A 26,343-nucleotide genomic window follows, 5' to 3' on the forward strand; every position below is an offset into this window, starting at 1 on the left:
CGCGAGCCGGGTCGTGCGCGGCCGGTACTGTTGCTGGCATGTCCGTGGGTCTGCTCGCCGTCGTCGATGACATCCTCAGCGCGGCGCTCAAGGCGTCGGCGAAGTCGGCGGGGGTCGTGATCGACGACGCCGCCGTGACTCCGCAGTACGTGCAGGGGCTGTCGCCCGCGCGCGAGCTGCCGGTGGTGGGGCGGATCGCCCTGGGATCGCTCGCGAACAAGTTCCTCATCATCATCCCGATCGCGATGGTGCTCACCGCCTTCGCCCCGTGGGTGCTGCCGTGGCTGCTCATCGTCGGGGGTGCGTACCTCTGCTTCGAGGGCGCCGAGAAGGTGCTCGAGTGGTTCGGCTTCCACCACGGCGGTCACGACGACGAGGGCGGGCGCGACGAGAAGCGCCTGGTCAGAGGTGCGATCCGCACCGACCTCATCCTGTCGACCGAGATCATGCTCATCGGCCTGTCGAACGTCGACCCGGAGCTCGACTTCTGGCTGCGCCTCGCCGTGCTCGCCGTCATCGCGCTCGCCATGACCGCGCTGGTCTACGGGGCCGTCGCACTGCTGGTCAAGATCGACGACATCGGCCTGAAGATGGCCAAGAGCTCGTCGGCGCGCGTGCGCCACACCGGCATGCGGGTGGTGCGGTCGATGCCGGGCGTCTTCCGCGTCATCTCGATCGTCGGCACCGTCGCGATGCTCTGGGTCGGCGGCCACCTCGTGCTCGCGAACCTCGGCGAGGTCGGCTGGCACGCGCCGGTCGAGCTGCTGCACGCGGTCGAGCACGCGCTCGAACCCCTCGGGCCCGTGGTGGTCTGGGTCGGCGACACCTTCGTGTCGGCCGTCGCGGGCCTGGCCGTGGGTCTCGTGATCGTCGGCATCGCGCTGATCATCGGCAAGGCCTTCGGCAAGAACCTCAGCTTCAGTGAGGGCCACCGCGCCCCGCACGGCGAGACCGACTGACGGCGCCGCCCGCGGCCGAGCGGGGCGCCCCGCGGCCGAGAAACCACATCCATCCCGAGAAACCGTCGGCGCCGTGGTTTCTCGGGGCGGGTGTGGTTTCTCGCGTGAGGGGGAGGGGGCCCGGCGGGGGCGGGGGGCGCGGCGTCAGTCGAGGGTGATGAGAGGGTCCGCGCCGTCGGGGCGGGTGACGTGGATGCCGCGGGCGTCCGCGACCGTCCACGTGGGCGCCGCCTCGGCGGCGTGCGGACCGACGCCGATCACGCGCATGCCGGCGGCGAGTCCGGCGGCGATGCCGTTGGCGGAGTCCTCGACCACGATGCAGCGCGCGGCATCCACCCCGAGCGCGGCCGCGCCGGCGAGGAATCCCTCCGGGTCGGGCTTGCTGCGGCTCACGTCGGCGGCGGCGATGACGACGGGCGGCAGCGGCAGCCCGGCCGCCCGCATGCGCGCGGTCGCGAGCTCCGTGGTCGCCGAGGTGACGAGGGCGTAGGGCAGGTCGGCCGCGGCGAGCGCGGCCAGCAGGGCGGCCGCGCCGGGGATCGCGACGACCCCGTCGGTCTGGGCGGTCTCGAGGGCGAGCAGCTCGGCGTTCTCGGCGAGGTTGACCTCGTGCGGGCGATCCGGCAGCAGGATCGCCATCGAGTCCTGCCCCTGGCGGCCGTGGATGATCGACAGGGTCCGCGCCGGGTCGACGCCGTGATCGAGCGACCACTGCGTCCACAGCCGTTCGACGACGGCGTGCGAGTCGACGAGGGTACCGTCCATGTCGAGCAGCACGGCCGATGCCGAGGTGTCGATGCGGGGGACGGATGCCGGGACGCGCAGCACCTCCCAACCTCCCCCGAGGGGCGGCACGTGCCAGCCGGCGTCGACGGCGCCGGAGGCGGCACGGCGGATGATGGCGCGGTGGGGGGAGGTCGTGTCGACGACGTGCACGAGGACGCTGCCGTCGTCGCCGCGCTCCCCGCGGGTGGCCAGGCGCAGGTGGGTGGCGCCGGGGGCGCCGTCGGGGGCCGGGCCCTCGACCGCGACCTCCTGCCAGAAGGGGGCGACGGGAAGCGTGCCGACGTCGGGCAGCACCAGGCTCCACCCGTCCGCCGTGTCGTCGAGGACGAGCCCCGCGGAGGCGAACGGCTCGGCGCTGACCGCGAGCCGGTCACGCGCGGACCACGCATCGCGCGGCACGGCACCGGCGGTCACGGCCGGAGCGGTCCCCGCAGGCGCGCCTGCGCCCGCCCCGGCAGCGGGGGTCGCGGCATCCGCCCCGCCCGCCGCATCCGCGACCTCGACGGCCGCGACGAACGCCCAGAACGCGCGCAGCGTCGCCTGGGTGTCGAGCGTGGCGCCCTGGTAGGCGATGACGAGGTCGTGCTCGGGAAGGACGAGACCGAACTGCCCGGCGGCGCCGTCCAGCCGGAACCCGTGACGGCCGCGCCACACCTGGTAGCCGTAGCCGACCGCCCAGTCGTTGACCTCGCCGTCGGCGGCCACCGGACCGTCGAACGCGGCCGTCTCCGACCAGGGGCGCGACAGCTCCTCGACATACCAGGCGGGTGCGACCTGCACGCCGTCGAAGACGCCGCCCGCACCCAGCATGATCGCGGTCCGCGCGAGGTCGTCCACCGTGAGGTGGAAGCCGGAGGCGCCGTGCTCGATGCCTCCGTACGGCGACATCCAGCGCTCCCCGATGCCGAGCGGGTCGAGCAGCCGCGGGCGCAGGTAGGTCGTGAGCGGCTCGCCGGTGAGGGCCGTGACGATCGCGGAGAGCGTGTGCGTGGCCGGGGAGTTGTACGCGAAGTGCGTGCCGGGCGCGAACGCCGGAGCCTCCCGGAGCAGCACGAGCGGGTCCGCGCCGATCCGGTCGATCTGCTCCGCGGAGTGCCCGGTGTTCATCGTGAGCAGATGGCGCACCGTGATGCCGTGCGGGTTGTCCTCGCCCACGGCGATGCCGGCCGAGTCGTCCAGTCGCAGCCGGCCCTCGTCGGCGAGGAAGCCGATCGCGAGGGACGTGTAGGTCTTGGATGCCGAGTACACGAGAGCCGGCCGCTCCAACCGGTACGGAGCCCACGCGGTCTCGAACGCGACCTCTCCGTGGCGGGCGACGAGAAGCGCGTGCGGGTCGAGGCCCTCGGCCGCGAGCCTCTCCGCGAGCGCCAGCACCGCGGCCTCGGGGATGCCGAGCTCGACAGGGGTACGACGCGGAAGCGGCCGGGACGAGAGGGGGCGACGGGACTGCGGCGAGGAAGTCATCTCCCCCACTCTACGAGCCGCCCCGGACGGGCCGGCCGCCGCGCGGGGCGCTCCCCGTAGAGTCTGAGGATGAGCCGGATCGTCGTCCTCGGCAGCGCCAACATGGACCTCGTCGTGCGACAGCCGCGTCTCGCGCGGCCGGGCGAGACGCTCGCGGGCACGTCGTTCGCCACGGGGCCCGGCGGCAAGGGGCTCAACCAGGCGATCGCCGCGGCGCGGGCAGCCGGGTCCGCGGACACCGTCGCGTTCCTCGGGTGCGTCGGCGACGACGCGTTCGGCCACCGGCTCGTCGAGGCGTTGCGCGCGGCGGGCGTGGATGCCGACGGCATCCGCACCGCGACCGCGCCCGCGGCCGCCGGGTCCACCGGGGTCGCCGCCATCAGCGTGACCGACGACGGCGAGAACGCGATCGTGGTGGTCCCGGGGGCGAACGCCGACGACGCCCTCACCGACGCCGACCGGCGCGCCATCGCGGGAGCGGCGTTCCTCCTCGTGCAGCTGGAGCGCCCGCTGACGCTCGTGCGCGCGGCTCTGGAGCTCGCGCGCACCGCCGGTGTGCGGACGGTGCTCACCCCGGCGCCCGCCGTGCCCGCGGCCGCCGAGCTCGTTCCGCTCGCCGACATCGTCGTCCCGAACGACGGCGAGGCCGCCGTGCTGCTGCGGGCGCTGGACCCCGAGGGGGCGGTGGGCGACGACCCCGAGGCGGCGGCCCGCGGGCTCAGCGCCCGCGCCGCGGGCGGCGACGGCAGCGGCATCGCCGTCGTCACGCGGGGTGCGGCCGGGGCGATCGTCGCCCGGGGCGGCACCCTCCTCGCGCCCGTCGCCGCCCGCGCCGTGCACGCCGTCGACACCACCGGCGCCGGCGACACGTTCGCGGGAGTGCTGGTCGCCTGGCTCGCCGACGGCGCCGAGCTGACGGACGCCCTCGCGGCGGCGAGCGCCGCGGCATCCCTCGCCGTGACCCGCCCCGGCGCCGCGGCGGGCATGCCCACCCGCGACGAGATCGTCGCGGTCCTGCGGGGCTGAGCGCGCTCAGTCGCCGAGCGTGCTCAAGACGGTGTCGAGGGCGGCGAGGAAGCGACGCGCGTCGGGCTCGGTCAGCACGAGCGGCGGCTTGACCTTCAGCACGTTCTGCCGCTCCGACGCCGGCTGCACGATGAAACCGTGCTCGCGCAGCAGGTCGCACACGCGCGCGGCCTCCGCGCGGGCCGGCTCGAGGGTGTCGCGGTCGCGGACCAGCTCGATGCCGAGGTACAGGCCCGTGCCGTGCACCGCGCCGATGAGCGGATGCCGCTCCGCCAGCGCGCGGGCCCCGTCGGCGATCACGCGGCCGACCCGGCGCGCGTTGTCCTGCAGCCCCTCCGCGTCGATGATGTCGAGGATCGCCGATCCCGCGACGGCGCTGACGGGGGTGCCGCCGGCCGACGAGAAGAAGGTCCCCTCCCGCGCGAGCGCGTCGACGATCTCGCGGCGGGTGAGGACGGCTCCCAGCGGGTAGGCGTTGCCGGCGGCCTTGGCCACCGCGACGATGTCGGGGACGAGCCCCTGCAACGTGCTCCCCCAGAACGCGTCGCCGAGGCGCCCGTAGCCGACCTGCACCTCGTCGGCGACGACCAGGCCGCCGTGGGCCCGCACGGCGTCGGCGACGGCGGTGAGATACCCGCGCGGCGGGACGACGCCGCCGGCGTTGCCGAGCACCGGCTCGCAGATGAACGCACCCGCGGGGCGGCCCTCCGCGGCCAGGGAGCGCGCGAGATCGGCGACCTCGCGCGCGTAGGCGGCCCCGGCATCCGGCCCACGGTGGCGGCCCCGGTAGGCGTTCGGGGCGTCGACGAGGTGCACCCAGGCGGGTCGCGAGTCGGCGGCGTGCGGATTGTCGAACGCCGACGTGCTGACGGCGTCGGCGGCGCTCGTCCACCCGTGATAGCTCTCGCGCACCGCGATGACATCGCGCCGACCGGTCGCGACGCGGGCGAGGGTGAGGGCCAGATCGACGGCCTCCGAGCCGCTGTTGACGGGGATCACCGTGTCGAGCGACGGGTCGGGGGCATGGGCGACGAGCCGCGCGGCGAACTCCGCGAACGCGTCGTAGAGGAAGCGCGAGTTGGTGTTGAGCAGGTTCAGCTGGCGGGCGACACGGTCGGCGAACTCGGGGTGGGCGTGACCGATGGCCGAGACGTTGTTGACGAGGTCGACGTACGCGCGGCCCTGCGTGTCGACGAGCAGCGCGCCCCAGCCGCGCTCGATCTGCGGCGGCTCGGCGTAGAACCGTTCCGCGGCGGCGCCGATCGCCTCCTCCCGCACCCGTCGGGCGCGGCGGGTCGCAGCCACCGGGTCGGCCACCCGCGGCACGCCGAGGACCGGCGACGGATCCGCGGCTCCCGGCGTCTGGTCCTCCCCGTCGGCGTCGACGAACGGGGCGGCCGGTGCGGCGTCTCGCAGGCGCCGGGTGATGCGCAGGCGCCCGAGGCCCGGCTCGGCCTCGGCGACACGGCCGAGCACGGCCCCGGCATCCACCGCCTCGCCCGCCGCGACCTCGGCGGCGAGGTCGACCCCCTCGATCCGCAGGACGACGCCCGCGTCGTGGAGCTCCACCGCCCCGGCGCCCACGTCGACCTGCGTGAAGCCGCGGAAGGGCGCGGCGACCGCGGCGCCCGGGCGCGTCCACAGCTCGACGCAGCGCGCCCGCGTCGCCGCGGGCCGCGTGGTGTCCGTCGACACGCGGCTCAGCCGGCTCTCGCCGTAGCGGAGCACGGCGATCGGCGCATCGTTCAACGCCTCCCTCACGAGCTCCTGCTCGATGCCGGGCACGGTCCAGCGCCCCCGGTCGAGAAGCGGACTCCGGATGCCGAGATCCACGGTGGCCGCGGCATCCCCCCGCGCCAGCATGGGTCGGTAGGCGACGCCTCGGCGGTGCGGCCGCCCGGCCGCGAGACGCAGCTGCGCCGTCACCTCGGACGACGGCACGCGCGCCGTCCGCGCGAACACCTGCCACTCGTGCTCGACCCGCTCACGCGCGTAGTCGTTGCCCGGGTCGATGCGCAGCTGGCTCCACCCGCTGACGGCGAGCACGGCGCCGCGCAGCACGACGAGGGGCCAGAGTGCCTCGAGCTCGGCGTCGGCGAGGTGCGCGTGCGCATCGAAGCCGGCGACGGCCCGGCCGACGATCGCGAGGTCGTCGGTGCGGCCCATGAGGTCGGCGAGCAGCATCGCGAGCTCGGCGGCCCGCCACGACGTCGCGACGTCGCCGAGGTCGATCACCCAGTGCCGTCCCCGACGGTCGCGCATGACGTTGTCGGCCGTCAGGTCGCCGTGGATCACCTGACGCGGGAGGTCCGCCGCGACACGGTCCAGCTCGGCCGCCGCACGCCGGGCCGCGGTGAGGCACTGCGCGCGCCGATCCTCCGGCAGGTCGTCGATGAGCTGTTCGACGACGGCGAGCGCGTTGCCCAGCTCCCATTGCAGATTGCGGTCGGTGTCGTCGGCATCCAGCCCCGCGAACGCGGTGGTGACCTCCGCGACCAGCGCGCCGAGCTCCTCGGCCTGGGCCCCATCGGCGTCGGTGACGTCGGACAGCGGCCGGCCGTCGACGATCTGGAACCCGGCCACGCGAGCGACCTGCCCGTCGGCGCAGACGATCTGCGTCGTGCGGGCGGCGTCTGCCGTCGTGAGCACCTCGGGCGTGAGGAGCCCCTGGGCGCGCAGGCGGTCCGATGCGGCGATGTGCAGCGCGACCGCGGCCGCGTCGACGGTGGGGTGGAAGATCTTGACGAGCAGACCCGCGCCGTCGGCGCCGCGCACCAGGAAGTTGCGATCCTGCTGACTGCCCAGCTCGGTCAGCTCGCCGTCGACGCCGTACTCGCGACGAGCGAGCGCCCGCACCTCGTCGAGGTCGACGTCGGGTCGGGCCAGCAACCAGTTCTCGGTCATCGGGAGCACGTCCTTCGGGTGAGGGCGGGTCGAAACGGATGCCCGGCCATCGCGCGACGGCCGGGCACCACGATTCTGGCGGATGCCGCCGCGTCCGTGTGTCCGGATCGTCGCCCGTCGTCGGTCAGTCGGTCCGCCGCGCGGGGCTCGCGGATCGGGCCGGGTGGCTACGGAGCCGCGAGCGCCGCCACCAGCTCGGTCGCGTAGGGGGCGCCCTGCGCCGTCGGGCTCCACGCGATGCCCAGCGCCCGCACGCGCCGCGGCCGGAGGGGCAGGTAGACGACCCCCGGATCGTCGCGACCCGGGGTGCGCGGGAGGATCGAGACGCCCAGACCGCCGGCGACCAGGCTGCGCATCGTGTCGATCTCGCTGCTCTCGAAGGTCACGTTCACGGCGACGCCCGCCTCGTCGAGGATGCCGGTGACCACCGCGCGCAGCTCGGCGATGCGCGAGAAGCCGATGAAGTCGCGACCGGCGAGGTCGCCGACCTCGACCCCGTCGGCCGCCGCGAGCGGGTGCCCCGCCGGGACGGCGATGCACAACGGCTCCTCGGCGAGGGCGAGCCAGCCGATGTCGTCGGACGCCGCGGACGGCGCGATCGGCGCGGTGCTCAGCGCGACGTCGATCGCATCGAGCGCGAGCCAGCCGTAGAGATCGCGGGCGAAGCCCTGCCGCAGCGAGACGCGTACGTCGGGCCGGAGCGCGCGGAAGCGCTGCACGACGTCGGGCACCATCCACCGCGCGACCGAATGCAGGAACCCGACGCGCAGCAGCCGCCCCTCCTCCGCGATGAGCTCGGCGTGGCGGCGGGCCGCATCGAAGGCGTCGAGCACACCGGCCGCGTCGGCGCGGAAGGCGAGGCCGCCGGCGTTCAGCTCGAGTCGCTTGCCGTGCCGCGCGAACAGCGGCATCCCCACCTGCGCCTCCAGGCGGGCGAGGGCGCGCGAGACGTTCGACTGGTTCACGCGCAGCTCGGCCGCGGTGTCGCGGGTGTTCTGCGTCTCGGCGAGGGAGAGGAAGATCCGCAGTGCCTGCTCGTCCATGCGCCTCATTATGCGCCAGACGCATCACACGGGCGCGTCAGATCATTTCCGGACACGACACCGGCGGATCACGATGGAGCGCATGGCCGCCAGCGTGCTCGACCGCACCCCCACCGGCTCGATCGCGCGCCTGGCCGCCGGCACGCCCTCCTACCGCCGGGTCGTCGGCCTGCTGGCCGCCGGCGGCCTCGCGAACTTCGCGATCATCTACTTCCCGCAGCCGCTGCTGCCCGCGATCGCGGCGTCGTTCCGGGTGGATGCCGGAGCGTCCGGGCTCGCGATCTCCGCCACGACCGCGGCCATGCTGCTGGGACTGCTGCTGTCGGGCCCGCTTTCCGACCGCATCGGGCGCGTCACCGCGATGAGCGGCTCGCTCGTGCTCGCCGGAGTCCTGTCGGTCGCCTGCGCCGTCGCGCCCACGTGGGAGCTCTTCCTCGCCCTGCGCGCCGCCGGCGGCCTCGCCCTGGCCGTCCTGCCCGCCGTCGCACTCGCCTACCTCCGCGACGCCGTGCGCGAGGACGCGCACGGGCGCGCGAACGCGCTGTACATCTCCGGCACCGCGGTCGGCGGGGCCGTCGGGCGGCTCGCTCCGCTGCCGCTCGCGGCCCTCGGAGGCTGGCAGACGGTGAGCATCGTGCTCGGTGGCGTGAGCGTCGTCGTCGGCGCCCTGGTGTGGATCGCACTGCCCCGCGACGGCGCGGCGCCCCTCCCCCTCCGCCTCGGCGACCTGCTCGGCGGCGCGGTCGCCTCCCTGCGCGACCCCGTCATCCTGGCGGTGTGCGCCGCCGGTGCGCTCGCGATGGCGACGTTCGTCGGGCTGTACAACGCCGTGCCGTTCCGCCTCGACGGGCCGCCCTTCTCGCTCGGAGCGGCGGAGGTGTTCGTCTACCTCGCCTACCCCCTCGGCATCCTCGCGCCGGGGCTGTTCCACCGGATCTCGCGCCGCCGCGGTCGCGCGCTGACATCGCTGCTCGGCGCCGCCGCCACCCTCGGCGCGATCGGCCTGCTCGTCTGGCCGGACGTCGTCGCGGTGTTCGCGGGACTCGGGCTGCTGACCGCGGCGTTCCTGGGCACGCACTCGGTGCTCAGCGGCTGGGTCGTCGCCCGCGCCCAGGCGACCGGGCGCAGCACGTCGCGCGCCTCGAGCGCCTACCTGCTCACCTACTACCTGGGCAGCACCGTGGCGGGGACGGCCTCGACCCACCTGTTCGCCGGCGCCGGCTGGACCGCGGTGATCGTGCTCGCCGCGGCGCTGACCGCGGCATCCGCGGTGCTCTTCCTCGGGCTGCGTCTGCGCCGCGCCGGCTGAGCGTGCCGGCGCTCCCGCGCGCAGCCGGTGTCACGAGAGCACGACGAGGCGCTGGGTCGCGCGGGTCATCGCGACGTACCGGTCGACGGCGCCGGTGATCCCCCCGCCGAACCGGTCGGGATCGACGAGCACGACGAGGTCGAACTCGAGGCCCTTGACCCGCTGCGGATCGAGCGACGCCACCCGCGGTCGTGATGCGAACGCGGGCGCGCCGATCACCACCGCCGTCCCCTCCGCGCGGTCGCGCTCCCACGCGTCCAGCACCGCCTCCAGCTCATCCCGCGACCCGTAGGCGACCGGAATCCCGGTGCGGCGGATCGACTCCGGGACGTTCGCGTCGGGCAGCGCGGCGCGGATGACCGGGCCGGCGACGTCCATCACCTCCTGGGGCGTGCGGTAGTTGACGCTCAGCGACGTGACGTTCGCCCGATCCAGGCCGACCCGCGCGAGCCGCTCGTCCCAGGTCTCGGGGAAACCGTGGCGCGCCTGCGCGCGATCTCCGACGATCGTCACGCTCCGCGACGGACACCGGCGCAGCAGCATCCGCCACTGCGCGTCGGTGAGCTCCTGCGCCTCGTCGATGACCAGGTGCGCGAACGGCCCGGCGTACGGGTCGCGCTCGGATGCCGTGGGCTGCGCGAGCGTGCCGCGCAGATCCTGCCCGCGCAGCATCGACATGATCCGCAGGTCGCCGTCGTCGGCCGCGATCAGGTCGCTCACCACGTCGGACATCACCCGGCGCTCTTCGGCGGCCGCACGGCGCGCCCGCCGCTCGCGCACCTCGCTGCGCGGATCACCGACGCCGCGGCGGGCCGCGTCGAGCAGGGGCAGATCGACGTCGGTCCACGCGGGCGGCGCACCGCGCGCGACGAGCACGTCGACGTCCGCGGCCGCCAGCCAGGGTGCGCAGCGTCGCAGCAGCTCGGGCGTCGAGAGAAGCCCGCGCAGCAGCGCCTCGGGATCCAGCAGCGGCCAGGCCCGATCGAACAGCGCCCGCAGCTCCTCGTCGTTCTCCAGCGTCTCGCGGGTCGACTCGTCCTCCTCCCAGCCCGAGCCGTACGCGTCGAAGTCGTCGCGGGGACGGGATGCCTCGCCCCAGCCCTCCCCCCAGGCATCCGCCGACCCGCCACCGCCGTCGCGCAGGTCGTCGTCGATGCGGTCCTCGAGCAGGTCGAGCAGGCGATCCCAGGCCCGCGCGCGGTGCGCGTTGTGCGGCAGCTCGTCGGCGTCGGCGAAGATCTCGGACCACTCCGCGGGCCCCACCACGACGGTCCCCCACGCGGTCTCGATCGCGGTCGCACGCGTCGGCGGGCGCTGCCACCGGCGCACCGCGGCGTCGACGGCGTCGACCACGCGACCGTCGCCGAGCAGGCGCCGGATCTGCGGATCGGTCTCCTCCGCCGCCTCGGCGCCCCCGGCGACGAGATCGTCGACGGCGCAGACCAGCGCGCCGTCCTCCCCGAGGCTCGGCAGCACGTCGTCCACGTAGTCGACGTACGGGCGGTGCGGGCCCACGAACAGCAGCCCGCCGTGTCCGGCCCGCATCCGCGCATCGTCGTAGAGCAGGTACGCGGCGCGGTGCAGCGCGACGACCGTCTTGCCCGTCCCGGGGCCGCCGTCGACGACGAGCGCGCGCCGGGAGTCGGCGCGGATGATCGCGTCCTGGTCGGCCTGGATCGTCCCGAGCACGTCGCGCATCCGGGGCGAACGGCTGGCGCCGAGGCTCGCGATGAACGCCGACTGGTCGTCGAGCGCGCCGCTGTGGTCCACGCCGTCGTCGGCGAACACCTCGTCCCAGTAGTCGACGATGCGTCCCTCCCGCCAGCGATAGCGGCGCCGGCTCGTGAGACCGAGCGGACGCGCCGCGGTCGCGGCGAAGAACGGGGCGGATGCCGGGGCCCGCCAGTCCGTCAGCAGCCGCTCCTCCGCGGCATCCGCGAGACCGAAGCGCCCGATGTAGGTGACGGCTCCCGCCGCATCGACCATGCGGCCGATACAAGCATCGAGGCCGAACCGGCGGAGGATGCGCAGCCGCGCCGTCAGGCTCTGCACCTCGAGGTCGCGCTCGAGCGCCCGCTGGCCGCCGCCGACGGCCTCGCGCTGCAGCGCCGCCGAACGCTCCTCGGTGCGCCGCACGTCGGCGGCGAGGGCCCGGGCGATGGCGGCGAACTGCTGCTCGTCCCGGCCGATGAGCAGCGGATCGGCCTTGCGGTGCAGCCGTGACGGCAGATCGAACACGCTCTCCGAAGTGTTTCCCGTCGGCATCCGAATCCCCTTCTCGCGCCGCAAAAGACGGCGCGACCTGCGATTCTGCCCCACGGAGGGGCCCTTGCGGCAAGCCCCCCTCCGCGCGGGATAATGGAAAGGGCAGGCCGGATGGCGTGAAATGTACTCATGCGAGCAACCGTCATGTTCGGCGCCGGAGACGTCCGCGTCGAGAACGTCCCCGATCCCGTCGTCCAGCAGCCGACCGACGCCGTCGTGCGCATCGTCCGCGCGTGCGTCTGCGGCTCCGATCTGCACCCGTACCATTCGATGGCCGAGTCGTCGAAGGGCCGGCGGATGGGGCACGAACTCATCGCCGTCGTCGAGGAGACCGGCGCCGAGGTGACGGCAGTGCGCCCGGGCGACTTCGTGATCGTGCCGTTCGTCTACTCCGACAACACGTGCGTCTTCTGTCGGGAGGGCTTCCAGACCTCGTGCCTGCACGGCGGTTTCTACGGCAGCGGGCGCGTCGGCGGCCTCCAGGCCGAACGGGCCCTGATCCCCCAGGCCGACGGCACCTTGGTCGTCGTGCGCGACGTCGATCCGGATGCCGCATCCGACGCGCTGCTCGCCTCGCTGCTGACGCTCTCGGACGTGTACCTCACGGGTTATCACGCCGCGCATCTCGCCCGGGTCCGCGCCGGACAGACGGTCACCGTGATCGGCGACGGCGCCGTGGGCCTGTCGGCGGTGCTGGCCGCCCGAACCCTCGGGGCCGAGCGGATCATCCTGATGGGTCGGCACACCGACCGCACCGATCTCGGCGTGGAGTTCGGCGCGACCGACGTCGTCGCGGAGCGGGGAGCCGACGGGATCGCGCGTGTCCGCGACCTCACGAACGGCGAGGGCAGCCACGTCGTCATCGAGGCCGTCGGCCACATGCCCGCGTACGAGCAGGCGTACGGTGTCGTGCGCCCCGGCGGTGTCATCTCCCGCGTCGGCGTGCCGCAGTACGAGAGCGCACCGGTCGGATCGGCGTCGCTGTTCGGCAAGAACATCACGCTGACCGGAGGGGTGGCCCCGGTGCGCGCCTATCTCGACGACACGATCCCGCTGGTGCTCGACGGCACGATCGATCCCGGCCGCGTGTTCGACCGGATCATGACGCTCGACGAGGCGCCCGCCGCCTACGCCGCGATGGACGCGCGCGAGGCGCTGAAGGTGATGCTCACGCGTTGAGCAGCTCCCAGGTGCCCTCGGAGATCACCTCGACCGCGCCGTCGACGACCCGGATGGCCGTCTGGTCGTCGATGGCGTAGGCGCGCGCCCCGAGGGCGGCCGCCCATCGGTGCGCCGCCGCGGTCGTGTTCCCCGTCCAGCCCGGGTAGTCGAGGTGGGGGAAGATCGAGAAGTCGACGAGGCCGAGCGTCTCGTCGGTGCCGCCGGGGTCGCGGTCGACGAACTCCGGGCCCACGCGGGGTGTGAGCGCCATGCTCCCGGCACTGATGCCGACCCAGACGGTGTCCTCGAGCTCGGGCAGCAGATCGCCGAGCCCCGAGGTGCGGATCCACTCGGCGAGGTAAACGGCCTCACCCCCGTCGACGAGCAGGGCGTCGGCCTGGCGCACCCACGGCATCCACCGCTCGGGCGCGATCGTCGGCAGTGCGGTGAGCTCGAGCACCCCGACGGAGCGCCATCCGAGTTCGACGGGACTGGGGATGTCGTCCGGCCAGGTGCCCGCCGTGGATCGCCAGACCGTCTCGGGCGAGCACATCGGCTGCCCCCACTGGGCCGTCGGCACGAACAGCGCGGAGCTGTCGGCGATGGGTTTGCCGAGCATCTCCTCGAGGGTGCGGCGGATGCTGTCGTTGGTGACCCCGCCCGAGGTCAGCAGGAGCTTCATACGCCCAGTCAACCGTCTGCGGCGGCGCACGGCCAGGGGCCGCCCTCGCCGGGCGCGCGGGCTCAGCGCACTGCGACACCGCGGCGGCACGGGGTCGTCGACTGTTAGCGTTCGAGGGTGACCTCGACTCCGGATGCCTCCGCCGCCCCGACCGGATCCGCACGCTCGATCCGCGTCTCCGCCGCCGTGATCACCGACGCGGACGGCCGCCTGCTCCTCGTGCGCAAGGCGGGCACCCGCGCGTTCATGCAGCCGGGCGGCAAGCCCGAGGCCGGCGAGGATGCCGCGCAGACGCTCATCCGCGAGCTCGCCGAGGAGATCGGGCTGCGCCTGACCGGTGCCGACCTCACGCCGCTCGGCGAGTTCACCGCGCCCGCCGCGAACGAGCCGGGCTTCGCCGTCGTCGCCGACGTCTTCCGTGTCGACATCGGCGATCAGCAGCCCGTGACGGATGCCGAGATCGAGGAGCTGCGCTGGGTCGACCGGGCCGCGGCATCCGCTCTGGAGGTCGCGCCGCTCGCGGCGGCCTACTTCCTGCCGGAGCACTGAGCGCGCCGACCGGTCAGCGGCCGGTCACCACGGGCTCTTGCGGTAGTCCTTGAGGAAGATGCCGAACAGGTCTTCGCCCGCCTCGCCCCGCACGATCGGGTCGTAGACGCGGGCCGCGCCGTCGACCAGGTCGAGCGGTGCGTGGAAGCCCTCCTCGGCGAGGCGCACCTTCGTGTAGTGGGGGCGTTCGTCGGTGATCCAGCCGGTGTCGACGGCCGTCATGAGGATGCGGTCGGTCTCGAACATCTCGCGGGCGCTGGTGCGCGTGAGCATGTTCAGCGCCGCCTTGGCCATGTTCGTGTGCGGATGCCCCGGCCCCTTGTATCCGCGGCTGAACACCCCCTCCATGGCCGACACGTTCACGACGTACTTTCGCCGCGCCGGCGACGCCGCCATGGCGGGGCGCAGGCGGGAGACGAGCAGGAACGGCGCGGTCATGTTCGCCAGCTGCACCTCGAGCATCTCCAGCGGCTCGACCTGGTCCACCGACTGGGTCCAGCTGTTGATGTGGTTCTCGTCGGGCACGAGACCGCCCGCGTCGATGGCGGTGCCCGCCGCCAGGCGCTCCAGCGACGACGAGCCCGCCGCCATCGCCTCGGCGGTCAACTCGTCGGCCGTGCGGGCCGCGGCTGCGAGGATCGGATGGCTCGACACCGACTGCGCGAGCGCGAGGGGATGCGCGTCGTTGGTGTGGCCGAAGGTCAGCAGCTCCGGCAGGGGTCCCGTCGGCAGCGGCGCGAGCTCGGCATCCACGAGCGGTTTGTAGGCCCCGGCGGAGCGGCGCACGGTCTGCGCCGCGTTGTTGATGAGGATGTCGAGCGGTCCGTCGGCGGCCACGGCATCCGCGAGACCGATGACCTGGGCGGGATCGCGCAGGTCGATGCCGACGATCTTGAGCCGGTGGATCCAGTCGGCGCTGTCGGGGAGGGCCGAGAAGCGGCGGACGGCGTCGCGAGGGAAGCGGGTCGTGATCGTCGTGTGCGCGCCGTCGCGCAGCAGCCGCAGCGCGATGTACATGCCGATCTTCGCGCGGCCGCCGGTGAGGAGGGCTCGCCTGCCGGTCAGGTCGGTGCGGGCGTCGCGCTTGGCGTGACTCATCGCCGCGCAGTCGGGGCACAGCTGGTGGTAGAACGCGTCGACGGTCGTGTACAGCTCTTTGCAGATGTAGCAGGCGCGCGGCTTGATGAGCTCGCCGGCGATCGGCGCCGCCGTGCGCGCCGCGAGCGGGATGCCGCGGGTCTCGTCGTCGATGCGGTCGGGGGCGCCCGTGGCGGTGGCGGCGACCACCGCGCGGTCGGCGTCGGCGATGCGCTGGCGCTTCTCCTGACGGGACAGGCGCTTGACGTCCTTGTACATCTTGCCCGTCTGGCGGCGCAGGGCGATGTAGGCGGGGTCGTCGCGGTCGAGGTGGGATGCCGCGTCGATGACGCGCAGCGCGATCTCGAGCTCGGCCGGGTCGATCGTCGGCGCGCTCGGGTCGGTCGTCGGCGGTGCCGAGGCGGAGCTCTCGGGGGTGTTCGCGGGGTCGGCGGGACTTTCGGGCACGCCAGAGTTTACCCGGGCACGCCCGGGCCGGGGGCCGGCGTGCCCGGGTCGGAGGCGGCGCGGCGGTCGAGTGTCAGCCCGCGATGCCGAGGAGCTGCTTCGCGGCGGCGACCGCGGGACCGCCGGAGATGCGCGGATCCTGGTTGAGGGCACCGGAGGTGATCGAGACGGCGAGCCCCGGCACGTCGACGTTGGTCACGAAGATGCGCAGGTCGCCGGTGTTCTTCGTCAGCCAGGCGATGCCGCCGCGCGCCTCGAGCGCGGCATCCGCGACATACTCGGAGCCGATGGCGGCGATGTCGTCCTTGGCGGCGACGTCGACGGCGCCGTTGTTGGTCGTGACCGTGATGCTGACATTGTTGACGTCGTCGCCGATCGCCGAGATCCAGTCGCACTGCACGGTCTGGCCGTCGTTGTCCGCACCGTTCGGCTCGAGCCCGTCGAGCGCCGAGCCCAGCAGCGACCCCATCGCGGCGCAGTCGGGGTAGCGGCCGAGCACGTCCGCGAGCGCCATGGTCGGGACCGACGGTGCGCTGCCCCCGCCCGCGTCACCACCGCCGTCGCCTCCGTCGCCGTCGCCGGGATCGCCGGTGCTGCCGGTGGGCGACGCGGCTCCGACGGCGCCCGAGCCGGAGACCGACGGCGATGACGCGACGTCGGCCGCGGCGGCGCATGCCGCGAAGCCGAGAGCAGCGGCGCCGAGAAGGAGGACGAGAGCGGTACGGGGTACGAAGCGGGGGGCTGTCACCCCGGCATCCTAGCCAGCGTCACGAACCCGCCACGGAAGTTCTCCACAGCCCCCTCGCCCCGGCAACCTGGGCTCGACCGCTGCCGCGATCGTTGACTCGGCGCCGGTGCCGTGCGAGCCTGACGGTCAAGCACGCTCGCGGGAGGCAGCCATGGTCGAAGGCACGAAGCAATCCCCCTGGGATCTGACCACCGCCCCGGGCACATCCCGCTACAGCATCTACCGGGATGATTCCGCCGACCCCGCTGTGCTGTTCTGCCACGTGGGCACCACCTGGCTCACCTACCACGCCCGTGCCGTCGAAGATCTGACGCAGTGGCTCGCGGCCCAGGGGGATTGGGTTCCTCTCGGGGCCGCGGATGAGAACAAGCCGGCATCTCCCGGAACGATCGAAGCGTGGGCTCGGGAGCCCACGAACCCTGTCGGTGGGTGGTACGGCCTGCGCAAGGGGTATCGAGGACGGTTCGCCATGTACGTTCCTCCGCTCTTGGAGCGGCTGGGTCTGATCGAACTGACGCACGACCCCCGCAACAACAAGGCGCGCGCGATCGTCTGATCGTGCAGGTTCGCGCGGCCCCGCCCGCGGTGCCCGAACTGCAAGGGATGCCGGGCGACACGCCGCGGCATCCGCTCGCCCGGCGGCGCGCCGCCCGAGAGACCTTGCAGTTCGGGCGCCCCTGAGGTCACCCCGCCGGCTCAGGCCGCGGCGACCCACACGGTCGTCTCCCCCGGCACGACGCCCCCGTCGATCGGCGCGCTCGACAGCACCACACGCTGCCCCGAGGCGAGGGGCAGCGCGAACGGCTCCACGCCGAACACCGTCACGACCTCCCACCCGTTCGGGCGGCGGAAGCGCAGCACGTCGTCCCGGCCGGTCTCGACCCATTCCAGGTGCTCCGGCGCGAGCAGCTCGTGCCGCAGGGCGAGCGCGCGACGGTAGAGCGAGAGCGTGGATGCCGGGTCGCCCTCCTCCGCCTCGACCGACACGTCCGCGAACCACGACGGCTGCGGCAGGTGCGCGCCGCCCGAACCGAAACCGAACGAGGAGCCCTCGCGGGTCCAGGGCAGCGGCACGCGGCATCCGTCGCGCCCGTACTGCTCCTGGTGCGTGCGGAAGAAGGTCGGGTCCTGACGCTGGTCGGCGGGGATCTCGGCCACTTCGTGCAGGCCCAGCTCCTCGCCCTGGTACAGGTATGCCGATCCGGGCAGCCCGAGCAGGAACAGCGACGCCGCGCGCGCACGCCGCAGTCCCCCGACCCGATCGATGACCGCTTCATCGGCGCCGGCTTCGAGCCAGCCCCCGCCGTGTCGGTTCGGCACGGCGCCGTCGATCTCCTCGACCCGCGGCAGTGCGTAGCGCGTCGCGTGCCGGAACACGTCGTGATTCGACAGCACCCACGTGCTCGACGAGCCGGAACGGGCCGCGAGGGCGATGTTGTCGGTCACGATCCGGCGGAACTCGCCCGCGTCGAACCTGGCGCGCAGCAGGTCGAAGTTGAACGACTGGCCCAGGCTCTCCGGGCTCGCGTACTTCGGCACCCGGTCGGAGGCGACCCAGGCCTCGGCGACGGCGGTGCGCGGCGGGTCGTACGCGTCGAACACGCGGCGCCACTCGGCGTAGATCTCATGCACGTCATCGCGGTCGAGCAGCGGGTGCGAGCCGTCGACGGGCAGCGCAGCGAGCTCGGCCGCGGACGGCAGCGGCTCGCTCAGGTCCTTCGTGAGCATGTGCGCGACGTCGATGCGGAAGCCGTCGACCCCGCGATCCGACCAGAACCGCAGCGTCGTCAGGAAGTCGGCGCGCACCTCCGGGTTGCTCCAGTCGAGGTCGGGCTGCTCGATCGCGAAGCTGTGCAGGTACCACTGCCCGTCGGCGACGCGCTCCCACGCCGACCCGCCGAACGCCGCGGTCCAGTCCGTCGGCGGCTCGGATCCGTCGGGGCCGCTTCCCTCGCGGAAGATGTAGCGCCGCCGTGCGGCCGATCCTCGACCTGCGGCGAGGGCGTCCTGGAACCACGCGTGCCGGTCGGACGTGTGGTTCGGCACGATGTCGACGACGATCCGGATGCCGCGGGCATGCAGCGCCGCGACGAGCTCGTCGAAATCGTCGAGCGTGCCGAGCCGCGGATCGACGTCGCGGTAATCCGCCACGTCGTAGCCGCCGTCGGCGAGCTCGGAGGGGTAGAAGGGACTGAGCCAGACGGCATCCACACCCAGCTCGGCCAGGTAGTCGGCGCGCGACAGGATGCCGCGGAGGTCGCCGATGCCGTCGCCGTCGGCATCCGCGAAGCTGCGGGGGTAGACCTGGTAGACGACGGCCTGGCGCCACCAGTCCCGATCCTCCGGGCGGGACAGCGCGGGGCGGTCGGAGACGGAGAGCAGGGCGGACATGCGGGACCTTTCGATAGGAGAGGGGAGGTGAGAGACGGGATCAGCCCTTGACGGCGCCCTGGGTGACGCCCTCCATCACCCAGCGCTGGGTGAAGAGATAGGCGAGGATCGCGGGCGCCATAGCCATGAGGTACGACGCGAACGACACGTTGTAGTTGTTGCTGAACTGCGTCTGGAAGAGGTTCTGGCGCACGGGCAACGTCTGCAGCGCCGGGTCGGAGATGATGAGCGACGGCATCATGAAGTCGTTCCAGGCGTAGAGGAACGCGAAGATGCCGACGGTCGCGCTCATCGGTGCGAGCAGCGGGAAGATGAGCTTCCAGAAGGTCTGCCAGGTGGTGGCGCCGTCGATGCGCGCGCTCTCCTCGAGCTCGATCGGGATCGACCGCAGGAACGCCGTGAACAGCAGGACGCTGAAGCTCAGCTGGAACATCGTGGCGAGGATGATGACCCCGAACGGGTTGTCCAGTCCGACCCGGCCGGTGAGCTGGATCTGCGGCAGCGCCACGACGGGGAACGGGATGAACATCGCGGCCAGCAGGTAGAAGAACGAGTACCGGAACAGCCGCCGATCCCAGTTGCGCACGATCGCGTACGACGCGAACGCGGCCAGCAGGATCGTCGCGACGACGGTGCCCGCGGTGACGAACAGGGAGATGCCCGCCCCGACCGGGAACGTCGTGAGGTTCCACGCCTCGACGAAGCCGTCGAAGCTGAACGGCGCGGGCAGCGAGAACGCGTTGCCGTCGACGGCCTGACCGGTGGTCTTCAGCGACATCGAGATCGTGACGTACAGCGGCAGCAGCACGGTGACGGCGCAGAGGATCAGGATGACCGTGGTCGACCAGCTGACGCGCTCACCGCGGGAGGCGGGGCTCTTGCGACGGCGGTCGTCCGCGGGCGCGAAGGCGGCGGCATCCTCGGCGACGAGGGCGAGTTGCGTGGACATCAGAAGGCGTTCCTTCCGCGAGTCAGCGAGAGCTGGAGCAGGGAGATGAGGATGGCGACGACGAAGAAGATGGTCGCGTTGGCCATCTGGTAGGCGTAGTCGCCGCCGTTGAAGCCCGCGATGATCGTCATCGCGACGCTGCGGGTGGCGGTGCCGGGGCCGCCGTTGGTGAGTCCGACGATGATGTCGTACGCGTTCAGGAAGCCCTTGAATCCCAGGATGACGTTGATGACGACGTACCCGGCGACCAGCGGCAGGGTGATGCGCACGAGCTGCTGGCCTTTGGAGGCGCCGTCCAGCGCCGCGGCCTCATAGACGTCGCCGGGCACGGCGAGCAGGCCGGCGATGTAGATGAGCAGCGTTCCCGGGATCGCCTGCCACGCGGTCACGATCACGATCGCGACCCAGGCCAGGTCGGGATCGGCGAGCAGGCTCGTGGACAGCGCCGGGATGCCGAGGGCCTCCCCGACCGACGGAAGCGAGTTCGAGAACAGGAAGTTGAAGACGTAGGCGATGATGATGCCCGAGATCACCATGGGGATCACGAACACGGTCCGCAGGGCCGTCTTCAGCCGGATGCGGGCGGTGAGGCCCACCGCGAGCAGGAACGCCAGCACGTTCACGACGATCACGGTCGCGATCGAGAAGCCGATCGTGAACAGGTAGCTCTGCAGGATGGCGGGGTCGCTGAACAGGGCGATGTAGTTGGTCAGCCCCGTGAAGTGCCACTCGCCGATGCCGATCGAGTCGGTGAAGCTGAAGAAGATCCCCACGACGCCCGGCACCGTGATCGCCAGCGTGAACAGGACGAGACTCGGGAGCAGGAAGAAGTAGTAGATCGGCTCGACGCGCCGGTGGCTGCGCCGGGCGGTGCGGTCACCGGCGGTGACGATCGTGGACGTGGTCATTGCCCGGACTCCTCTGTCTCGGTCGTGGGGGCGGGTGCGCGGAAGGCGAGGCGCGCCCAGTCGGCATCCATCGTCCGCAGCGTCGCCTCGGGGCTCGCGCCCAGCACGACGGCCTGCACGTAGTTGAAGACGGGGATTGTCTTGGGCACCAGCACCGACGGCCCCTGGTAGACCTTGCCCGCCGTGTAGAAGGGGATCATTCCGGCGATGCGGGGATCGTCCGGTGCGGGCGCGTCGGTGGTGGGGGTGAAGCCGAGCTGCGCGGCGTTGTAGGCCTCGATCGTCTCGGGGCGGTACAGGTACTCGAGGAAGTCCCGCGCGGCATCCTTGTGGCGGGAGCCCTCCGGGATCATCGCCGCGAGGTCCATGTTGACGCGCACGCGGAGGTCGGCCGGATCGTCGGTCATCGGCAGCGGGAACGTGCCGAGGTTCAGGTCGGGCGCGGTCTTCGCGATCTCGCTGAACGCCCACGGTCCCTGCAGGTACATCGCCGCCTCGCCCTTCGCGAAGGCGAGGTTGCCATCGCCGTAGCCGCGACTGGCGGCATCCGCGTTGACGAACTGCGACGTGAGCTGCGTCATCTTCTCCAAGGGCGCGGTGAAGTCCTTCTGGAACGAGGTGGCCGCGTCGGGACCGACGGCGTCGCCTTCCGCGGCGAGACGGTTGAAGAAGTCGACGACGTCGACCGAGCCGCCGACCGAGTAGTCGTACCAACCCTGTCCGACCGTCCAGTCGTCCTTGAAGGTCGCGTAGAACGGGGTGATGCCGGCCGCCTTCAGCTTCGCGCAGGCGGCGAGCAGCTCGTCCCACGTCGTGGGGACGTCGATGCCGGCCTGCGCGAAGAGGTCCCTGTTGTAGATGACGGATGCCGCCATCACCGAGTACGGCAGCGCGCTGACGCGACCCGGGCACGAGCCGTACTGGTCCATGAGGGCCTGCAGGTCGTCGCGGGTCGTGGACGCCGCGGTCGTACCGCTCAGGTCACTGAGGGCGCAGCGCTGCACGAAGCGGGCCGTCTCGTAGTTGTAGTTCGCGAGCATGATGTCGGGCGGGTTGCCGCGGACGAAGCTGGCCGAGACGACGTCGACGCCGGAGGTGTCCATCTCGACGCGCACCCGGTCCTGCGACGCGTTGTACTGGTCGACCACGCCGTTCATGAAGGCGAGGGCCTCGCGCTTGCTGAAGGTGAAGCGGATGGTTTCGCGCCCGTCACTGCTGCACCCCGCGAGGAGGGTGCCCGCCAGGGCGAGAGCGACGCCGGCGGCGACCGCCCGCAGCACTCGAGAGGTTCTCACAGACACCGTCGTCCTTCCGTCCGGCGGCGCGTGCGCCGCCTCTCGAGATTCGATCCAGATTAGATTTAGTGGTCGAATCAATTGGATGGCAATACTCTGACAGAACACCCGCGGAGAGGTCAAGAGTGAATCAGACGGTCGTCGAGAGCGGCACGGGGCGCGCCAGCGTCGACAGCGTGCTCGACTTCGCGTGGGATGCCGGGGCCTTCACCGCGACCGACGCCATGCAGGCGGCGTCGCTGACGCGATCGACCGCGATCGAGGCGATCGACACTCTCATCGAGGCGCAGGTGCTGCGAGAGCTGCCCAACGCCCGCGATGCCGGCCAGTACCGCGCGGGGCGCCCGGCGCGCCGATTCGAGCTGCGCTCCGATGCCGGGGTCATCGTCGCCCTCGACGCCGGTGACACGCATCTGACCGCCGCGATCGCAGATCTGGCGGGCGAGACGATCGTCCGCTCGCAGATTCCGCTGTCACCGGCGCAGAGCGTGGACGACCGTCGTGCGGCCATCGTGGGGCACGTGCAGGCGACCCTCGCCGACGCCCGGATCACGGCCGACCGTGTGCTGGCGCTGTGCGCCGGGGTCGCCGCGCCCGTGACGCGTCGCGGCGCCTCGCCCCCGCATCCGGAAGGCTTCTGGGAGCGCACCAATCCGGGGCTGATCGACGCGCTGCACGACTGGGCAGACGTGGTGGAGGTCAAGAACGACGCGCAGCTGGCCGCTGCCGCCGAGGGCACCGACGGCGGCGCGGTCGGATGCCGCGACTACGTCGCCCTGCTCGCGGGAGAGCGCCTGGGCGCCGGCGTGGTCGTCGACGGACACCTCCTCCACGGCGCGCACGGCGGGGTCGGGGAGATGTTCGCGTTCGACTACATCCGCGACGTCGACTCGGCTTTCGGGCTCGGCCCGTCTCTCGAACGGCACGCGCGCGAGCTCATCTCCCGGGCGGTCGCCGGCGGGGCGGAGGCCGGCGAGGCGGAGGCCGGCGAGCGGCGTGCCGGGCTGGCCGCGCTCGACCCCGCCGCCGTGCACGGGCGGGAGGTGCTCGAGCTGGCCGCCGCCGGCGATCCGCTCGCCCGCGAAGCCGCGGATGCCGTCGGTCGCGTGCTCGCGCGCATCGTGGGCGTTCTCGGGAACATGTTCGACCCCGAGCGCGTCATCGTGTGCGGGGCGATCGCCGACGGCATCCAGCCCGTGCTCGATGCCGCGCAGCGCACGCTCGCCGCGCAGATCCACCTTCCCGCGCCGGCGCTGCTGAGCTCGACGCTCGGTGGCGACGTCGTCATCCGCGGCGCGCTGGCCCGGGCGCGCGAGTGCGCCCGCACCGTCGCCCTCCCCCGGCGCGTCGCCCGGGCCGCCCGCCCCGCCTGACCCCCGCCGCCGGCGGCAGGGCTCGGTGTCGCGCGGCCCGGCCTGGCTCGGCCTGAAGCGGAGCCCAACTGCAAGGGATGCCGGGCGACACGCCGCAGCATCCGCTCACCCCGCGGCGCGCCGAGCGACAGACCTTGCAGTTCGGGAGGCGGGAGGATCGACGGGCGCGGCGAGCCCTTGCAGACCGGGCGGGTCAGTCCCGCGGCGTCTTGATCAGCGCGCCGGCGACCAGGAAGACGATCGCGGCCGCCGGCTGCACGAGCGACCAGACCACGCCGTCGAACCCGAACGGAAAGACCGGGTTCCACACCACGGCGATCACGGCGAACACCGCCGCCCACACCCACTGACGCGCCTGCACGGCGAACCAGCCGACGATCAGCGCCAGGATCGCGACGACGAAGAGCACGACGATCCCCCAGCCCGCCGTCAACAGCACGGGCGCGAGGAACAGCACGGCGGCCGCGATCAACGCGGGGGCGAGGGCGTTGCGCTGGAACGTCGGCTCGCTCTGCTTCGCGCCACTCATGCGGTCGCCTCCGACACGGCATCCACCGCAGGATCGATCATCGTCATACCGGCAAGCGTGGCACGGTCGAAGGCGGGCAGCAGCGCAGCGGCCTCGGCGAGCGAGATAGTACGTTCGATGAGGTCCTGCGGGCGCAGTCGCCCGGCCGCGATGAGCTCGAGCATCGCCGGATAGTCGACGGCGGCCATGCCGTGGCTGCCGAGCAGATCGAGTTCCCAGGCGATGGCCCGCGCCATCGGCATCCCCGACAGCCCGGTCTCCGACGGGAGCAGCCCGACCTGCACGTGCCGACCGCGGCGACGCAGGCTCAGCACGGCATCCGTCGCGGTCTGTTCCGCGCCCACCGCGTCGATCGACACGTGTGCGCCTCCCCCGGTGATCCGGTGGACGGCGTCGGGCACATCCGTCCCATCGGCGAGCACCACGGCGTCGGCGCCCAGAGCGGATGCCGCGGCCAGCGCCGCCTCCGTCCGGTCGACGGCCACGACGTGCGCACCGAGCGCGCGGGCGATCATCACGACGCTCAACCCCACCCCACCGGCCCCGACGACCACGGCCCACTCACCGGGCTGTAGCCGGGCGCGGGCGGTCAGGGCGCGAAACGCCGTCGCGAAGCGGCATCCGAGTGAGGCGGCCGCGGCGAACGACACGTCGTCGGGGATGCGCACGAGGTTGGTGTCGGCGGCGTGAAGGGCGACGCGCTCGGCGAACGAGCCCCAGTGCGTGAACCCGGGCTGCTGCTGGTCGGGGCACACCTGTGCGTCGCCGGCGCGGCACCACTCGCACGCCCCGCAGCCGCAGACGAACGGCACGGTCACCCGGTCGCCGACCGCGAAACGCTCGACCCCCGCGCCCGTCTCCACGACGACCCCGGCCAGCTCATGGCCCGGAACGTGGGGCACCGCGATGTCGTCGTGGCCCACCCACGCGTGCCAGTCACTGCGGCACAGGCCTGTCGCCCGCACCTCCACGACGACGCCGCCTGCGGGTGCGATCGGGTCGTCGACCTCACGCACCTCCAACGGCTCGCCGACGGCATCCATCACCACTGCACGCATCCGGGCCCTTTCGTCCCCTTCACGCTAGCCGGTGACGCGGCCCGTCCATTCCTGACCGTTTGGCACCAATCGTTGCCGTTTCCCCAGATCCGCGCGGGAAAGGAGCATACTGCACAGACAGGAGATCATTCTCACGTCGTCGACGGCTACCCTGTCCTCCCCCTTCAGACAGGTGCCGCCATGGCCACGTCCCGCTCGTTCCCTCCCTTTCTCACGGTCCTCACCGGCCTCGCTCTCGCCGCGTCGCTGGCGATGATCGCCAGCTCGTCCGCGTCGGCGGCAACGGTGATCGACGGCCCGGTCGACCTCGGCACCGCCGCGCCCTACGGTGTCCTCGGCGCCAGCGCCGTCACGAACACCGGACCCACCGTCGTGAACGGAGATCTCGGCATCTCCCCGGGCACCTCGATCACGGGCTTCGGGGCCGCGCCGGACGGCGTCGTCAACGGCACGGTCCATCAGACCGACGCTGTGGCCGATCAGGCGCAGAGCGACGCCACGACCGCGTACGACGTCGCCGCCTCGCTGAGCCCCACCCAGACGGGCATGACGGAGCTCAACGGGCTGTCGCTCACGCCGGGTGTCTACTCCGGCGGCACCCTCGGCCTGGCCGATACGGGTGAGTTGACTCTCGCGGGCAGCGCGGACTCCGTGTGGGTCTTTCAGGCCGCCTCGACGTTGACGATCGGCTCGGGCACGCGCATCATCATCACCGGTGGCGCCAGCTCCTGCAACGTGTTCTGGCAGGTCGGCAGCTCGGCGACCATCGGCACCGGTGCGCAGTTCCAGGGCACCGTGCTCGCTGACCAATCGGTCACCGCCACCACGGGCGCGGTCGTCGTCGGACGACTCCTCGCCCGTAACGGCGCCGTGACGCTCGACACGAACACGATCACCGCGCCGAGCGGCTGCCCGACTCCCGGAACGCCGTCGGAGACCATCGCTCCGGTGATCACCTCCGCCGGGCCGACCGGCGCAATCGCCGGGACGCCCTACTCCTTCACGGTCACCGCCACCGGCAACCCCGCCCCCACGTTCACGGCAACCGGCCTGCCTGTCGGGCTGAGCCTGGACGGCGCGACGGGCGTCATCTCGGGCACCCCCACGACACCGGGCACATCGACGGTGACGATCACGGCATCCAACGGCACCTCGCCGGACGATACGACCGTCGTTCAGGTCACCGTCGCCCCGTCGGCGACCGCGCCTTCGGCGAGCCCCCTCTCCCCTCCGGCGGGTGGTGACGTCGGCGGCGACCACACCCCCGCGGAGCTGGCGGCGACGGGCGGCGACTCCACCGTGCCGCTCGCTGCGGCGGGCCTCCTTCTCGTGGGCGGCGTCGCCCTGACCACGATCGCTCGTCGACGTCGATCACGACGTATCTGAGTTCCCCCCGCCC

General features: G+C 72.8%; 21 protein-coding genes. 8 read left to right on the plus strand and 13 right to left on the minus strand.

Translation table 11 applies throughout. The annotated features are described in order from the left end of the window. Window positions 1-38: 38 nt before the first annotated feature. Window positions 39-959 carry a DUF808 domain-containing protein gene (locus AC6CQV_RS13850; RefSeq protein WP_061782508.1) on the plus strand — a complete coding sequence of 307 codons (921 nt, stop codon included), beginning with the start codon at window positions 39-41 and terminating at the stop codon, window positions 957-959. 144 nt (window positions 960-1,103) lie between these two features. On the opposite strand, the gene AC6CQV_RS13855 is transcribed toward AC6CQV_RS13850, so the two are convergent. Further along, window positions 1,104-3,209 carry an HAD-IA family hydrolase gene (locus AC6CQV_RS13855; protein WP_498259765.1) on the minus strand — a complete coding sequence of 702 codons (2,106 nt, stop codon included), beginning with the start codon at window positions 3,207-3,209 and terminating at the stop codon, window positions 1,104-1,106. Window positions 3,210-3,278: 69 nt separating this feature from the next. Between AC6CQV_RS13855 and AC6CQV_RS13860 the strand changes: the two genes are divergently transcribed. Continuing rightward, window positions 3,279-4,235 carry a ribokinase gene (locus tag AC6CQV_RS13860; RefSeq protein WP_498259766.1) on the plus strand — a complete coding sequence of 319 codons (957 nt, stop codon included), beginning with the start codon at window positions 3,279-3,281 and terminating at the stop codon, window positions 4,233-4,235. Window positions 4,236-4,241: 6 nt separating this feature from the next. On the opposite strand, the gene AC6CQV_RS13865 is transcribed toward AC6CQV_RS13860, so the two are convergent. Further along, window positions 4,242-7,139, minus strand: a complete 2,898-nt coding sequence (locus AC6CQV_RS13865) for an aminotransferase (protein ID WP_498259767.1) — start codon at window positions 7,137-7,139, stop codon at window positions 4,242-4,244. Between the two features lie 167 nt (window positions 7,140-7,306). Next, window positions 7,307-8,182, minus strand: a complete 876-nt coding sequence (locus AC6CQV_RS13870) for a LysR family transcriptional regulator (RefSeq protein WP_101305272.1) — start codon at window positions 8,180-8,182, stop codon at window positions 7,307-7,309. Between the two features lie 82 nt (window positions 8,183-8,264). Here AC6CQV_RS13870 and AC6CQV_RS13875 point away from each other — a divergent pair, with 82 nt between their 5' ends. After that, complete coding sequence (locus tag AC6CQV_RS13875) at window positions 8,265-9,491, plus strand: MFS transporter (protein ID WP_498259768.1); 1,227 nt, start codon at window positions 8,265-8,267, stop codon at window positions 9,489-9,491. A 30-nt stretch (window positions 9,492-9,521) separates the two neighbouring features. Here AC6CQV_RS13875 and helR read toward each other — a convergent pair whose 3' ends face one another. Next, entirely contained in the window at window positions 9,522-11,729 is a 2,208-nt protein-coding gene (helR, locus tag AC6CQV_RS13880) for an RNA polymerase recycling motor ATPase HelR (protein ID WP_498259769.1), read from the minus strand. A gap of 156 nt (window positions 11,730-11,885) precedes the next feature. Between helR and AC6CQV_RS13885 the strand changes: the two genes are divergently transcribed. Beyond that, window positions 11,886-12,935 (plus strand): zinc-binding dehydrogenase, encoded by a 1,050-nt coding sequence (locus AC6CQV_RS13885; protein WP_498259770.1) that lies wholly within the window; start codon window positions 11,886-11,888, stop codon window positions 12,933-12,935. Here the strand turns inward: AC6CQV_RS13885 and AC6CQV_RS13890 are convergent. After that, on the minus strand, window positions 12,925-13,599 hold the full coding sequence (locus AC6CQV_RS13890; protein WP_498259771.1) for a Type 1 glutamine amidotransferase-like domain-containing protein: 675 nt from the start codon (window positions 13,597-13,599) through the stop codon (window positions 12,925-12,927). The genes AC6CQV_RS13885 and AC6CQV_RS13890 overlap by 11 nt on opposite strands. Window positions 13,600-13,716: 117 nt before the next feature. Here AC6CQV_RS13890 and AC6CQV_RS13895 point away from each other — a divergent pair, with 117 nt between their 5' ends. Beyond that, complete coding sequence (locus AC6CQV_RS13895) at window positions 13,717-14,148, plus strand: NUDIX hydrolase (protein ID WP_060960134.1); 432 nt, start codon at window positions 13,717-13,719, stop codon at window positions 14,146-14,148. A gap of 24 nt (window positions 14,149-14,172) precedes the next feature. Here AC6CQV_RS13895 and AC6CQV_RS13900 read toward each other — a convergent pair whose 3' ends face one another. Both AC6CQV_RS13900 and AC6CQV_RS13905 read right to left on the minus strand, forming a co-directional pair. Beyond that, window positions 14,173-15,693 (minus strand): SDR family NAD(P)-dependent oxidoreductase, encoded by a 1,521-nt coding sequence (locus AC6CQV_RS13900; protein WP_082734205.1) that lies wholly within the window; start codon window positions 15,691-15,693, stop codon window positions 14,173-14,175. 73 nt (window positions 15,694-15,766) lie between these two features. Then, window positions 15,767-16,441 carry a hypothetical protein gene (locus AC6CQV_RS13905; RefSeq protein ID WP_498259772.1) on the minus strand — a complete coding sequence of 225 codons (675 nt, stop codon included), beginning with the start codon at window positions 16,439-16,441 and terminating at the stop codon, window positions 15,767-15,769. 151 nt (window positions 16,442-16,592) lie between these two features. On the opposite strand from AC6CQV_RS13905, the gene AC6CQV_RS13910 reads away from it, so the two are divergent. Further along, entirely contained in the window at window positions 16,593-16,997 is a 405-nt protein-coding gene (locus AC6CQV_RS13910; protein WP_498259773.1) for a DUF6855 family protein, read from the plus strand. Window positions 16,998-17,137: 140 nt separating this feature from the next. On the opposite strand, the gene AC6CQV_RS13915 is transcribed toward AC6CQV_RS13910, so the two are convergent. The 4 genes from AC6CQV_RS13915 to AC6CQV_RS13930 are packed head-to-tail and all read right to left on the minus strand — an operon-like array spanning window position 17,138 to window position 21,990. Then, window positions 17,138-18,832, minus strand: a complete 1,695-nt coding sequence (locus AC6CQV_RS13915) for a glycoside hydrolase family 13 protein (protein ID WP_498259774.1) — start codon at window positions 18,830-18,832, stop codon at window positions 17,138-17,140. A gap of 40 nt (window positions 18,833-18,872) precedes the next feature. Next, window positions 18,873-19,781 carry a carbohydrate ABC transporter permease gene (locus AC6CQV_RS13920; RefSeq protein WP_498259775.1) on the minus strand — a complete coding sequence of 303 codons (909 nt, stop codon included), beginning with the start codon at window positions 19,779-19,781 and terminating at the stop codon, window positions 18,873-18,875. Next, window positions 19,781-20,689 carry a carbohydrate ABC transporter permease gene (locus AC6CQV_RS13925; RefSeq protein WP_060960129.1) on the minus strand — a complete coding sequence of 303 codons (909 nt, stop codon included), beginning with the start codon at window positions 20,687-20,689 and terminating at the stop codon, window positions 19,781-19,783. Before AC6CQV_RS13925 ends, AC6CQV_RS13920 begins: the two co-directional genes overlap by 1 nt. Further along, the gene (locus AC6CQV_RS13930) at window positions 20,686-21,990 is read right to left on the minus strand and encodes an ABC transporter substrate-binding protein (RefSeq protein WP_498259776.1); all 1,305 of its coding nucleotides are present in this window, start codon (window positions 21,988-21,990) and stop codon (window positions 20,686-20,688) included. Before AC6CQV_RS13930 ends, AC6CQV_RS13925 begins: the two co-directional genes overlap by 4 nt. Window positions 21,991-22,109: 119 nt before the next feature. On the opposite strand from AC6CQV_RS13930, the gene AC6CQV_RS13935 reads away from it, so the two are divergent. Beyond that, complete coding sequence (locus tag AC6CQV_RS13935; protein WP_498259777.1) at window positions 22,110-23,357, plus strand: ROK family protein; 1,248 nt, start codon at window positions 22,110-22,112, stop codon at window positions 23,355-23,357. A gap of 193 nt (window positions 23,358-23,550) precedes the next feature. Here the strand turns inward: AC6CQV_RS13935 and AC6CQV_RS13940 are convergent, their stop codons facing one another. Next, window positions 23,551-23,886, minus strand: a complete 336-nt coding sequence (locus AC6CQV_RS13940) for a DUF6804 family protein (protein WP_205281956.1) — start codon at window positions 23,884-23,886, stop codon at window positions 23,551-23,553. Further along, a complete protein-coding gene (locus AC6CQV_RS13945; RefSeq protein ID WP_498259778.1) occupies window positions 23,883-24,944 on the minus strand; it encodes a zinc-binding dehydrogenase in 1,062 nt (353 codons plus the stop codon). The genes AC6CQV_RS13940 and AC6CQV_RS13945 overlap by 4 nt, the downstream gene beginning before the upstream one ends. A 180-nt stretch (window positions 24,945-25,124) precedes the next feature. On the opposite strand from AC6CQV_RS13945, the gene AC6CQV_RS13950 reads away from it, so the two are divergent. Then, complete coding sequence (locus tag AC6CQV_RS13950) at window positions 25,125-26,330, plus strand: ice-binding family protein (protein ID WP_498259779.1); 1,206 nt, start codon at window positions 25,125-25,127, stop codon at window positions 26,328-26,330. The last annotated feature ends 13 nt before the right edge of the window (window positions 26,331-26,343 follow it).

The organism is Microbacterium sp. EG9 (assembly GCF_059759475.1).

Bases quoted from the DNA above. Each gene is read 5' to 3' on its own strand.
- AC6CQV_RS13850 (WP_061782508.1), top strand. From the start codon at position 39: ATGTCCGTGGGTCTGCTCGCCGTCGTCGATGACATCCTCAGCGCGGCG.
- AC6CQV_RS13855 (WP_498259765.1), bottom strand. From the start codon at position 3,209: ATGACTTCCTCGCCGCAGTCCCGTCGCCCCCTCTCGTCCCGGCCGCTT.
- AC6CQV_RS13860 (WP_498259766.1), top strand. From the start codon at position 3,279: ATGAGCCGGATCGTCGTCCTCGGCAGCGCCAACATGGACCTCGTCGTG.
- AC6CQV_RS13865 (WP_498259767.1), bottom strand. From the start codon at position 7,139: ATGACCGAGAACTGGTTGCTGGCCCGACCCGACGTCGACCTCGACGAG.
- AC6CQV_RS13870 (WP_101305272.1), bottom strand. From the start codon at position 8,182: ATGGACGAGCAGGCACTGCGGATCTTCCTCTCCCTCGCCGAGACGCAG.
- AC6CQV_RS13875 (WP_498259768.1), top strand. From the start codon at position 8,265: ATGGCCGCCAGCGTGCTCGACCGCACCCCCACCGGCTCGATCGCGCGC.
- AC6CQV_RS13885 (WP_498259770.1), top strand. From the start codon at position 11,886: ATGCGAGCAACCGTCATGTTCGGCGCCGGAGACGTCCGCGTCGAGAAC.
- AC6CQV_RS13890 (WP_498259771.1), bottom strand. From the start codon at position 13,599: ATGAAGCTCCTGCTGACCTCGGGCGGGGTCACCAACGACAGCATCCGC.
- AC6CQV_RS13910 (WP_498259773.1), top strand. From the start codon at position 16,593: ATGGTCGAAGGCACGAAGCAATCCCCCTGGGATCTGACCACCGCCCCG.
- AC6CQV_RS13915 (WP_498259774.1), bottom strand. From the start codon at position 18,832: ATGTCCGCCCTGCTCTCCGTCTCCGACCGCCCCGCGCTGTCCCGCCCG.
- AC6CQV_RS13920 (WP_498259775.1), bottom strand. From the start codon at position 19,781: ATGTCCACGCAACTCGCCCTCGTCGCCGAGGATGCCGCCGCCTTCGCG.
- AC6CQV_RS13925 (WP_060960129.1), bottom strand. From the start codon at position 20,689: ATGACCACGTCCACGATCGTCACCGCCGGTGACCGCACCGCCCGGCGC.
- AC6CQV_RS13940 (WP_205281956.1), bottom strand. From the start codon at position 23,886: ATGAGTGGCGCGAAGCAGAGCGAGCCGACGTTCCAGCGCAACGCCCTC.
- AC6CQV_RS13945 (WP_498259778.1), bottom strand. From the start codon at position 24,944: ATGCGTGCAGTGGTGATGGATGCCGTCGGCGAGCCGTTGGAGGTGCGT.
- AC6CQV_RS13950 (WP_498259779.1), top strand. From the start codon at position 25,125: ATGGCCACGTCCCGCTCGTTCCCTCCCTTTCTCACGGTCCTCACCGGC.